The organism is Nocardia ninae NBRC 108245, assembly GCF_007990755.1.
Classification (GTDB): domain Bacteria; phylum Actinomycetota; class Actinomycetes; order Mycobacteriales; family Mycobacteriaceae; genus Nocardia; species Nocardia ninae.
Genome location: NZ_BJXA01000005.1, coordinates 169,027 through 177,875, shown reverse-complemented (window position 1 = coordinate 177,875; position 8,849 = coordinate 169,027). Strand labels below are relative to the sequence as shown.

The 8,849-nt window shown below is 67.8% G+C and carries 9 protein-coding genes and 1 pseudogene; 9 read left to right on the top strand and 1 reads right to left on the bottom strand.

Going from position 1 to position 8,849, the window contains the following annotated elements:
* The 5 genes and pseudogenes from NN4_RS44835 to NN4_RS06710 all read left to right on the top strand — a co-directional run.
* Nucleotides 1–1,234: pseudogene (locus NN4_RS44835) on the top strand (hypothetical protein); the annotation flags it as partial.
* Between the two features lie 44 nt (nucleotides 1,235–1,278).
* Nucleotides 1,279–1,806: a hypothetical protein gene (locus NN4_RS06725; protein WP_147129091.1), complete on the top strand. Its 528-nt coding sequence runs from the start codon at nucleotides 1,279–1,281 to the stop codon at nucleotides 1,804–1,806.
* A 30-nt stretch (nucleotides 1,807–1,836) separates the two neighbouring features.
* Nucleotides 1,837–2,121: a hypothetical protein gene (locus NN4_RS06720; protein WP_147129090.1), complete on the top strand. Its 285-nt coding sequence runs from the start codon at nucleotides 1,837–1,839 to the stop codon at nucleotides 2,119–2,121.
* On the top strand, nucleotides 2,111–2,713 hold the full coding sequence (locus NN4_RS06715; RefSeq protein ID WP_147129089.1) for a hypothetical protein: 603 nt from the start codon (nucleotides 2,111–2,113) through the stop codon (nucleotides 2,711–2,713). The genes NN4_RS06720 and NN4_RS06715 overlap by 11 nt, the downstream gene beginning before the upstream one ends.
* Nucleotides 2,714–2,804: 91 nt before the next feature.
* Complete coding sequence (locus NN4_RS06710) at nucleotides 2,805–3,032, top strand: hypothetical protein (protein WP_147129088.1); 228 nt, start codon at nucleotides 2,805–2,807, stop codon at nucleotides 3,030–3,032.
* 63 nt (nucleotides 3,033–3,095) lie between these two features.
* Here NN4_RS06710 and NN4_RS06705 read toward each other — a convergent pair whose 3' ends face one another.
* Nucleotides 3,096–4,271, bottom strand: a complete 1,176-nt coding sequence (locus NN4_RS06705; protein WP_147129087.1) for an ROK family transcriptional regulator — start codon at nucleotides 4,269–4,271, stop codon at nucleotides 3,096–3,098.
* Between the two features lie 103 nt (nucleotides 4,272–4,374).
* On the opposite strand from NN4_RS06705, the gene NN4_RS06700 reads away from it, so the two are divergent.
* The 4 genes from NN4_RS06700 to NN4_RS06685 all read left to right on the top strand — a co-directional run bounded on the left by NN4_RS06700 (nucleotide 4,375) and on the right by NN4_RS06685 (nucleotide 8,753).
* Entirely contained in the window at nucleotides 4,375–5,457 is a 1,083-nt protein-coding gene (locus tag NN4_RS06700) for a sugar ABC transporter substrate-binding protein (RefSeq protein WP_135235178.1), read from the top strand.
* Nucleotides 5,454–6,191 carry an ATP-binding cassette domain-containing protein gene (locus tag NN4_RS06695; RefSeq protein WP_147129086.1) on the top strand — a complete coding sequence of 246 codons (738 nt, stop codon included), beginning with the start codon at nucleotides 5,454–5,456 and terminating at the stop codon, nucleotides 6,189–6,191. Before NN4_RS06700 ends, NN4_RS06695 begins: the two co-directional genes overlap by 4 nt.
* 49 nt (nucleotides 6,192–6,240) lie before the next feature.
* On the top strand, nucleotides 6,241–7,455 hold the full coding sequence (locus NN4_RS06690) for a sugar ABC transporter permease (RefSeq protein ID WP_147129085.1): 1,215 nt from the start codon (nucleotides 6,241–6,243) through the stop codon (nucleotides 7,453–7,455).
* 239 nt (nucleotides 7,456–7,694) lie between these two features.
* Complete coding sequence (locus tag NN4_RS06685) at nucleotides 7,695–8,753, top strand: alpha/beta hydrolase (RefSeq protein WP_246180736.1); 1,059 nt, start codon at nucleotides 7,695–7,697, stop codon at nucleotides 8,751–8,753.
* The last annotated feature ends 96 nt before the right edge of the window (nucleotides 8,754–8,849 follow it).

Below are 8,849 nucleotides of genomic sequence, written 5' to 3'. Positions count from 1 at the left end.
GCTGTTGATCGGCGGGGCCTTGGCCGCCGCGATCGGCGTGCCACTCGCCGCGCTCGGTGCGCTGGCCTTGCTCGCGCTGCCGGTCGTGCTGATCGGTGGTGCCCTGATCGGCTTGACCGCCCTGATCGGCGTCCCGCTCGCCGCAGTGGGAGCCGTTGCGCTGCTGGCACTTCCGGTACTCCTGATCGGCGGCGCACTGGTTGCAGCCGTTGGCATCCCGCTCGCGGCAATCGGCATTCCGGTCCTGCTCGCCGGAGCCGCCCTGGCCGCTCTGGTCGGCGTGCCGGTGCTGTTGATCGGCGGTGGATTGGCTGCCCTCGCCGCCGCCTTCATCGCAGTGAAGCTACTGATCTGCCTGCCACTGACCCTCGGTGCGCTTGCGCTGCTTGGCCTTCCAGTGCTGCTGGTGGGCGGTGCGTTGGCCGGGTTGGTCGCACTGGTCGGTGTGCCGCTCGCCGCAGTGGGCGCGCTTGCGCTGCTCGCGCTTCCGGTATTGCTGGCCGGTGGAGTGCTGGCCGGGTTGGCCGCGCTGGTCGGTGTGCCGCTGGCAGCGGTCGGCGCGCTTGCGCTGCTTGCGCTCCCGGCCCTGTTGCTCGGCGGTGGGTTGGCAGCGATCGTCGGTGTCCCGCTGGCAGCGGTCGGCGCGCTTGCGTTGCTTGCGCTTCCGGTTCTGCTCGCCGGTGGGGCGTTTGCAGCGGTCGTCGGGCTGCCGTTGGCGGCGCTGGGGCTGTTCGCGCTGATCGAGATCCCGAAACTGCTGCTCGGTGGTGCGCTGGCCGCGGCGGTTGCTGCCGCGCTCGCACCCTTGGCCGCGCTCGGTGTGGCGGCGCTGATCGCCGCACCGCTGGTCGGGCTCGCGGCGTTGATCGGTGCGCCGCTTGCCGCGCTCGGGGCTGCGGCGGCGGTGGCGCTTGCCGTAGCGATTGCCGTGCTGCTCACGCCGGGGGCGCGGGTCGGCATCATCTCCGCCATCCGGGCCGCGCTGGATCGCAATGGGCCCCTCGGTGCTTGGGGTGGCGGGACGGCGGCGACCGGAACGCAGTTCCTCGACGACATTCCCGACGACCCGAGCCTGGAGCAACTGGCGGCTTCGTTGCAGCAGCTGCTCGCTCCACTGCCGAGCGAACCCGCGCCGACGCCGGTCGCGTTCGCCGACCTGCCCTACTCCGGAAAGGGGGCTGCCGAAGCGGTGGCGCACGATCGCGCCTCGCGGCTCGTCAGCGTTTCGCTGTGACGAAACATCCACAGTGCCAAGCCATCCGACGAAGGAGATCAGACATGACGCACACACCGGAAACCCTGCACCTGGAGTACCTCTACGGCCCGCAGTGGCACCAGGCCGTCCGCATCATCGAACGCTCCGGCCAGCTGACCGCCGAGGAGCGGGAGAAGCTGAACGCCGCCTCGAAAAAGCTTATCCAGGACAAGGTTTCGGCCCTGTCGAACGGCTCCGGCCTCGAAGGCGGGCTCAGTGGACTGCTGGCCGGCCTCGGCATGGGCGCGAATGCCCAAGCGGTGGCGGCACATCCGCTGAATATCGCGACCGCGACCGCCAAGGCGTTCGGGCGATCCCGCAACGTGCAGCTCGCGGGGATGATCGCCGGTCAGGCCGTCTCGCCGACCTCGGTGGGCACTGCCGGCGACCTCAGCGGCCTGTTGGAGTCGTTCGGCTCGATCGGCGCGGTAGCCGTGGTAGGTCAGGCCGTCACCGCGACGGTGCTGAGCGACCTGATCGGCCAAGGCGAATTCACCCAGGCCGTCTACGACGAGCTGATGGAGCCGTGGAGCAGCACCATCGACGTGTAACCGGCGACGAATACGAAAGGGGTTGGCACCATGTTCGATTCGCGAAACATCGGCTCCGGTGGGCTCAGCACCGATGCGCTCGGTGGTCTGCTCGATGTCGGATCGGCCCCCGTAGCGTTCGGCTACTACGAACGTAACGAGGTCGCCGTCGCCACCGGCGTCGAGTGGAATACTCGGTCCCGCACCGCCCCGATCGGGTGGTGGAATCGGCACCGGCAGGTACAGGCCGGGTTCGGCATGGCATTGGTCATGACCCTCGCCTTCGTGCCTGCCGTGCAGAACGCGATCCTCACGGTGCTGACCCATGCCGCATAACGCGCGTCGCAACGGCAGGCCGGCCCGCCGAGGGATCACCGCCCTCGGCGGCCCGGCCGTGGCCGCGCTGTTCGTGCTCGTGGCCGTGCTGCTGAGCGGGTGTTCGAGCTCGGGTTCGCCGGACACGGTGCGCAACCGGGTTGCCGATGCGGGCAAGACGGACTGCGCCCTCGGTGGCCAAGCCGTCGCCGGTCTGCGAGATACCTTCCGGCAGCTGTCCGAGCAACTCGACGGCCTGAGTCCGGCTGCGGCCCGTGGTGATTTCGGCGAGGTGAAAGCTCGTGTCACCCAGGGGATGTGGCTGTCCCATCAGGTCTCGAACACCATCAATCCGGTGGTCGACCGGATGGGCTCTCCGTTGATCGGCAGCGCCTACGGCGACGTGGCGACCGCAGGCGGCCGATTGCACGACTCGCTGTCGGATTTCGCCGCGGTCCTGGACAACGGCCACCCGGCCCAGCCGGTCGCCGACTCGGTCACCGCCGCCCTGACCGACCTCAACTCCTCGATGGACCGTATGCGCCGCGCCTGCCCGAGCGTCTTCGCCGAACCGAAGGGCCCGCAGTACGGCCCACCGCTCAGCGTGCGCTGACGAATCAGGCGTTCGTTGAACACTTTCGAGTCTCGATCCCCCCGGGGTCGGCACGTTCCGCACCGCTGGATCACGACGAAGGAGATAACCGATGATCAAGACCACTTTTGCCGTCACCACCATCGCTTTGGGCCTCGTTGCCGCCGGTTCCGGACTGGCCGCCGCCGAGGAAGTGCAGGTCGAGGGCAACTATGCCACCGCGACCGCCTGCCAGGCCGACGGGCCCAATGTGGAGGTGGAACGCGACAATGCCAAATGGACCAAGTGGGAGTGCCGTCAGGGTAATGACGGCCTGTGGTACCTGTATCTGTCGAACTGAGGCAACGCTCGTCCGGGAATCGAGCCCGCCGGGACACGCTATAAGGCGTGTCCCGATGGCGTATCAGGCGCCCGCCGAACGTCTTTCGAAGAGCCGATCCCTGGCCACGGAGAGGGCACGGGAGACGGCCCCGGTGAGTACCCCGTCGTCGCCGAGCGTGCTGGCGACGATGCGGGGGTGCAGCGGACCGAGTTCGGCCATGCGGCGCTCGATGGCGTCGCCGAGCAGTTCGAGGTTGTTGCCGATCCCGCCGCTGAGCACCACGAGTTCCGGATCGAGGATCGCGGCGACGGCGGTGATGAGCGCGCCGATCCGGCGGCCCTCGGACTCGACCACCGCCTCGGCCCGTGGGTCACCCGCGGCCGCGGCGGCGAAGATCTCCTTGGCGGAGGCGCCGGGCAGTCCGGCCTGTTCGGCGGCGCGGGCGACACCGCCTGCGGCGGCGACGGTTTCGGTCAGGCCACGCTCGCGGGCATCGAGCGGGGGAGCGTCGACCTCGCTGGCGGGCAGGAACGACACCTCGCCCGCCGCACCGCTGTTGCCGACATAGAGTTCGCCGTTGATCACGATGCCCATGCCGACGCCGGTGCCGATCGAGATGAGCACGAAGTTGCGGATGCCCGCGCCCGCACCGAAGGTCAGCTCGCCGAGCGCGGCGAGATTGATGTCGTTCTCGATGGTCGACTCGACCCCGAGCGCGGCCCGCAACTGGGTAACCAACCCGGCGCGTCCCCAACCGGGCAGATTCTGCGCGTAGTCGAGGCGGCCGGTGGTCGGGTTGAGCACGCCGGGACTGCCGATCACCGCGTAATGCACCGCGGACCAGTCGATTCCGGCCTCCTCGGCGACCTGGTCGGCCAGCGTGCGCACCCGGCGCACCAGATCGGCGGCCGACCGCGCGGTGTTGCGCACGTCGCGACGGCCGATGAAATCACCGCGCAGATCGGCGATGGCGAGGCGAATCCAGTTCCGGCCGATATCGACTCCGGCCACCACGCCCGCGCGTACATTCACGTCGTAGAGCGCGGTGGTCGGTCCCGGCCTGCCGCTCAACGAACCGACCAGCTGCACCAGACCTGCCTGCTCCAATCCCGAAAGTGCCGCGGACACTGTCGGTTTCGACAAACCGCTGGCCTTGGCCAGTTCGCCGCGCGAAGCCGGGCCGTCCACCCGCAGGTAGTCGAGCAGCAGCCGCTCGTTCATCGTCCGAAGGAGCTGGGGATTGCCGACCCTACTCATCAATCCTCCTGCTCGTACCACTGGACACCTCCGTGTTAGTAAACTACCTTTCTTACCAACGCTCAACCGGGCGCTCTCACTCTCCTCTCGGCACGGTGACCTCATGCGTCGAATTCAGCTCCTCACCGCGGCGGCGGCCGCACTCGTCCTGGCGGCAGGCTGTAGCTCCGGCGACAGCACCAGAGATGCGAAATCGGGCGGCGACAACCCGACGATCGCGCTGCTGCTCCCGGAATCCAAGACCACCCGCTACGAAGCCTTCGATCGCCCGCTGTTCGAGGCGAAGGTCAAGCAGCTCTGCGAGAAGTGCAAGGTGCTCTACTTCAACGCCGATCAAGACGCGGCAAAGCAGCAGGGCCAGTTCGAATCCGCGCTTACCCAGGGTGCCGACGTCATCGTGTTCGACGCGGTGAATGCCGATGCCGTTGCGCCGCAGGTGAACACGGCGAACCAGAAGAACATCCCGGTGATCGCCTACGACCGGTTGATCTCCGGCATCACCTACGACTACTACGTGTCGTTCGACAATGTGAAGGTCGGCAAGGTGCAGGGCGAGGCGCTGCTGGCCGAGCTGACCAAGCGCGGCACCCTGGACAAGGGCCAGCTCGTGGTGATCAACGGCTCGCCGACCGACCCCAGTGCGGGCGACTACAAGAAGGGCGCGCACGAGGCGCTGGACGGCAAGGTGAAGATCGGACGCGAATTCGACACGCCCGATTGGTCGCCCGACAAGGCGCAGCAGCAGATGGAACAGGCCATCACCGCGCTCGGCAAGGACGCGATCGTCGGGGTGTACTCGGCCAACGACGGCATGGCGGGCGGCGCGATCGCGGCGCTGAAGCGGGCGGGCTATGCGACGCTGCCACCGTTGACCGGGCAGGACGCGGAACTCGCAGGCGTGCAACGCATCCTGACCGGCGAGCAGACCATGACCATCTACCTCGACTACCGCGCCCAGGCGGAGAAGGCCGCCGAACTGGCGGTGGCGCTGGCGTACGGCGAGAAGCCGGTGGCGCCCGCGAAAACCAACAACGGCGTGACCGACATCCCGTCGTACCTGCTGGAAGCGATCGCGGTCGGCAAGGACAACATCAAGGACACCATCGTCAAGGACGGGCTGTACACCGTCGCCGATATCTGCACGCCCGATGTCGCGGCGGCATGTCAGGCCGCAGGTATCAAATGACAGCTCCCACAACGGTTCTCTCGGCGCGTGGGCTGAGCAAGCGCTACGGCGCGGTACAGGCCTTGGCGGGCGCGGACCTCGAGGTGCGCGCCGGGGAAGTGGTGGCGCTGGTCGGTGACAACGGTGCGGGCAAATCGACACTGGTGAAGGCGATCTCGGGCGTGACCGTGGCCGACGAGGGCGAGATCGTGTTCGCGGGGGAGACGGTGCGGATCAACCGCCCGCAGGACGCCCAGGCCCTGGGTATCACCACGGTGTTCCAGGATCTCGCGTTGTGCGACAACCTCGACGTCGTCGCCAACCTGCATCTCGGTGCGGAGGCCCAAATCTGCAGCGTGCTGGACGAAATCGAGATGGAGCGCAGCGCCCGCGATCTGCTCGCCTCGCTCGACGTGCGAATCAAGGACGTGCGCGCACCGGTGTCGGCGCTGTCCGGCGGGCAGCGGCAATCGGTCGCCATCGCACGGGCACTGCTCGGGCGGCCGCGGATGGTGATCCTCGACGAGCCGACCGCGGCGCTCGGTGTCGAACAGACCGCGCAGGTGCTCGCGTTGATCGGCCGACTGCGCGAGCGGGGCCTCGGCGTGCTGTTGATTTCGCACAACCTGGTCGATGTGCGGTCGGTCAGCGACCGCGTTGTCGTGCTGCGGCTGGGCCGCAATGCGGGGGAATTCGAGACCGCCAACGCGACTCAAGAAGATATCGTGGCAGCGATCACGGGAGCAGCTGCATGAGAGAGCGTAGCGAACGAATGATGGAGCCGAGCGCCAGCGAGGCCGAGTCATGAGTGACATCGTTGTGAAAAAAACTGTCTGGCAAGGAAATCAGGGGCGCGGGTTGGCCGATGCCGCATTGGATCGACTGCGCCGGGGCGAGGTCGGCTCGGTACCGGTCGCGATCGGGCTGGTGATCATCGCCGCGGTGTTCTACCGGCTCAACGCTCATTTCCTCTCCGCGGAGAACCTCACCAACCTGGCTTTGCAGATGGCCGCGACCGGAACCATCGCGCTGGGCATCGTTTTGGTGCTGCTGCTCGGCGAGATCGACCTCTCCGCAGGCTCGGTCAGCGGTTTGACGGCCGTGGTGATGACACTGCTCTACGTGCGCCACGGCTGGAACGTCGTCGTCGCGGTGATCGCCGCGGTGGCTGTGGGCGCCGCGATCGGCCTGCTGCACGGACTCATGCGCACGATGCTGAGCATGCCGTCGTTCGTCGTGACGCTGGCCGGGTTGATCGGCTGGCAGGGGCTGATGCTGTATCTGCTCGGCAAGGAAGGCACCGTCAACCTGCCGTTCGACCGCGGCATCGCCACCATCAGCGATACCTGGCTCGCGCCCGCGCTCGGCTGGCTGCTCGTCGCGCTGCTCGCGGGCGGACATCTCGCCGCGAGCCTGGTCACCCGGCAGCAACGCGTGCACGCCAAACTCGATGTCGCGGCACCGATCTGGATCGTGCTGCGCTCGGGCGGCCTCGCCGTCCTGCTCGGCGCCACCGTCGCGGTGCTGAATACCGATCGCGGCGTTCCGCTGACCCTGGTGATCTTCGGCGGTCTCGTGCTGGCCCTCGACCTGATCCTGCGCCGGACGGTGTTCGGCCGCCGCATGTACGCGGTCGGTGGCAACGCCGAGGCGGCGCGCCGGGCAGGCATCAATGTCACCGGGATCCGCATCGCCGCCTTCGTCGGCTGTTCCGCCCTGGCCACCCTCGGCGGCATCCTCGCCGCCTCCCGCCTGGTCGCGGTCAACCAGAGCTCCGGCGGCAGCGACATCCTGCTCAATGCCATCGCCGCCGCGGTCATCGGCGGCACCAGTCTGTTCGGCGGGCGCGGCCGCGCCTACGCCGCCCTGCTCGGCATTCTGGTCATCCAATCCATCACGAACGGCATGCTGCTGCTCAATGTGGACTCCTCGGTGCGCTTCATGGTCACCGGCGCTGTCCTCGCGATCTCGGTCGCCATCGACTCGGTCGCGCGGCGCGGCGCCGAGGGAGCGCGCTGAGCTACGGGCGATCCCGATCGCCCGGCGGAGGGGCGCCTGAACGCGAATCGGGTTGTCTCGCGTTCAGGTGGTCCCGCAGGTTCGACCTGCGTCGGAGGTTGTGATGAGGCCGTCGCAGCAGGACCGGTGTGTGCGATCGAACACCGCGACCGGGTAACGCAGCTGGACGAATGCCCGACACGCTGGAAGTTGGGTACGGGTTCGCCAGTCGTGTGGGTCGGGGTTTTGGGAGTGTGTTCGTGGATCGCAGATCGACGTGGAGGATTCGGGCTCGCGCGGTAGTACTCGCGGCGGCACTGTGTCTCGGTGTCGGCACCGCCGCCGGTGCGCAGGCTGAGGCGCCGGCTTCATCGAGCGCGGCCTGGGTCGGCACGCCCGCCGCCCCGGACGGTTCGGTGATCGCGCGCGTCGAAGAACCCGACGGCCGCAATATTCGTATTTGGGTGCGGTCGGCGGCGATGGACGGCGCGACCTTCCCAGTCGACATTCAGCGCCCCGCCGACACCACCCAGCCCCGGCCGACGCTCTATCTACTGAACGGCGCGGGTGGCGGCGTGGACGATGCCAGCTGGCAGTTGCGCACGAACGTGCTGGACTTCCTGTCGGACAAGAACGTCAATGTGGTGCAGCCGGTGGGCGGTCAGTTCAGCTATTACACGGACTGGATCAACTACGACCCGGTGCTCGGACCGAACAAATGGAAGACCTACCTCACCGAGGAACTGCCGCCGCTGATCGATGCTGCACTCGGCACCAACCAGGTGAACGCGATCGCCGGTCTCTCGATGGCGGGCACCTCGGTGCTCGCCCTGTCCATCGCCAAGCCCGAGCTGTATCGCAGCGTCGCGTCCTACAGCGGCTGCGCCCAGACCAGCGACCCGATCGGCGAGGCGTTCGTCCAGATGACGGTCGAACGCGGCGGCGGGACCATCGCCAATATGTGGGGCCCGCCCGGCAGTCCGCTCTGGGCGGCCAACGACCCGCTCGTGCACGCGGACAAACTGCGCGGCGTGAACCTTTTCGTCTCCAGCGGCAGCGGACTGCCCGGCCCGCACGACACCCTCGACGGACCGTTCCAGATCAAGCCCGGTGTCTCGCAGTGGGCTGATCAGCTGGTGGTCGGCGGTGCGATCGAAGCCGGCATCCGGATGTGCTCGGTGAATCTGCAGAATCGGTTGAACCAGTTGGGTATTCCGGCCACCTTCGACTTCACCCTGACCGGGACGCACTCGTGGGGCTACTGGCAGGACGCGTTCGTCGCGTCGTGGCCGGTGCTCGCCAAGGGCTTGTACAGCTGATCTCCCCAGCTGGCCGCAGCCATGTGATCCAGGTCATCCCACGTAGTAGGCTGCGGTCGGCATAGGGTCGGCTAAGGTGGGTAAACAGATGCAGAT